We start from the raw sequence: 2,072 nt of genomic DNA on the forward strand, positions 1-2,072 counted from the left end.
GATTTGCCATGGGCAATGGTACCAGAAAGAAAAATCACAGTTGAAGATATGAAGACAATATTGTCCAGCCACTACGAAGGAACACCTTACGATTGCTACGCAAAACACGGAGATCCAAACTACCGCGGAATGTATCGTCCATTAGGAATTAGCCGTGACAATGTAACTCATTTTACACAAATAAGACCTTACGCTCCAGAAGAAATCAGAGCAATTCAATGGTTGTCATTCGGTAGCAACGCATTCAACGCAGCCGTTGCATTCTACGCAAATGTAGAAACAACACCAAGCTATGTAGCAGACCAAGTAGTAAAAGCAACATCAGAAAACTTCTACTGGGCTAACAGAATCATAGCAGCACTTTGCGATGCTCACTTCAACAAAACAGCAATCTTCATCGAAAGATACCAAGGAGCAGTTCAATCAAAATCCAACGAAATCATCAACAAATACGACGAAGAATTTGCTAAAAACTCAGCAAACGCCCACGAATTACTTGAAAAAGCAAACCAAGAAATGGCAGATTTCTTAAAAGAAAAAACAGACAAATTACTTCACGACGTTTTATTCACAGCAAGCTGCGAAATGAAAAACGGATTCGCAAGAAGTGACAACTAATATTTAACTAAAATCGGGTTTGATAATCAGACCCGATTTTTCTACATAAGAAATTCTAAATGACAATAAAAAAACACCTCATGAGAGGTGTTTTTGTTTGCTATTAATCATCTGCAACTTCTGTGGCAGGGTCTGAATTTGTTCCAAATCTTGTGATGATTGTTAGAATCATAAAGGCTAACAATACGTATTGGTTAACTAAGAATGGAATGATATCAGTTGGTGCAACTTTTCCTGCAGTAAGTCCAGAAGCTATTAAGATTTGTGCTCCGTAAGGGATAATTCCTTGGATAACGCAGCTTGTTGTGTCCAAAAGTGATGCAACACGTGATGGTTTTACATCGTATTCTTTTGTAAGTTCAGATGCAACTTGTCCAGTTATCAAAATAGATACTGTGTTGTTTGCTACGGCTACGTTTGTAAGTCCAACTAATGCTGCGATTGCAGCTTCAGCACTTTTTTGTCCTTTAACTTTCTTCTTAACTTTCATTATTATCCAATCAATACCACCGTGTTTTCTAACCATGTAAGCAAGACCACCAGTGAACATTGATAATAAGAAGATTTCTAATACTCCTGTAAATCCTTGAAAAATTGTTTGTGACAACATAATTGTGTCAAATTTTCCGTAAATCATACCGATTATTCCGGCTAGTAATGTACCAGAAAATAATACTAGTAATACGTTCATTCCCATTAATGCTGTTACGATTACTAATATATAAGGTATTACATAAACCAAGTTGTAGCTTTCTTTAACCATTGTAATAGTTGTTTCTGGTCTTCCAATGATTGCGAAAATAATTGTAGAAATTATTATTGCTGGGAAGGCAAATCTTGAGTTCATTACGAATTTTTGTTTCATTCCTATGTTTTGAGTTCTTGTAGCTGCGATTGTTGTATCTGAAATCAATGACAAGTTATCTCCAGCCATTGCTCCACAAATCAAAGCTGCAAGCATAAGTGCTGGATTGATTCCTACTTTTTCTGCAACACCAAAAACGATAGGTCCCAATGCTACTACTGATCCTACAGATGAACCAGTTGCAATTGACAAGAATGTAGAAATCAAGAAAATTCCCGGTACCAAGAAGTTTACAGGAACGATAGATAAACTGAAGTTTACAACAGATTCTACAGCGCCACTTGCTTTAGTAACTTGAGCAAATGCTCCAGCTAATAAGTAAATAATACACATGATTATTATGTTTTCATCGCCGCAACCTTTTACGAAATCGTCGGCTTTTTCGTTGATAGTTCCTTCAAAAATAATGAATGCTACAACAACACCAATCATTATAGAAATAGGTGAAGGAATTTGATAGAATGGCATTTCTACTCCACGAAGTGAAAGTACTACACCTGATAATACATAGAATAGCACGAACACTACAAGTGGAAGAAGTGCTTTTTTATTTGGTTTCATTTTTTAGCTCCTTTAATCTTTTATAATT

At 36.1% G+C, this 2,072-nt stretch carries 2 protein-coding genes; one reads left to right on the forward strand and one right to left on the reverse strand.

All coding sequences use genetic code 11. The annotated features are described in order from the left end of the window. Nucleotides 1-618 (forward strand): C69 family dipeptidase (locus tag KHW44_RS08985; RefSeq protein ID WP_304068661.1); only part of this gene is annotated, 618 nt, incomplete at its 5' end. A gap of 103 nt (nucleotides 619-721) precedes the next feature. On the opposite strand, the gene KHW44_RS08990 is transcribed toward KHW44_RS08985, so the two are convergent. Further along, the gene (locus tag KHW44_RS08990; protein ID WP_304068664.1) at nucleotides 722-2,044 is read right to left on the reverse strand and encodes a Na+/H+ antiporter NhaC family protein; all 1,323 of its coding nucleotides are present in this window, start codon (nucleotides 2,042-2,044) and stop codon (nucleotides 722-724) included. Between the last annotated feature and the right edge of the window lie 28 nt (nucleotides 2,045-2,072).

Origin of the sequence: Finegoldia magna (genome assembly GCF_018371055.1) — a bacterium.
In the GTDB taxonomy this organism is placed as follows: Bacteria; Bacillota; Clostridia; order Tissierellales; family Peptoniphilaceae; genus Finegoldia; species Finegoldia magna_I.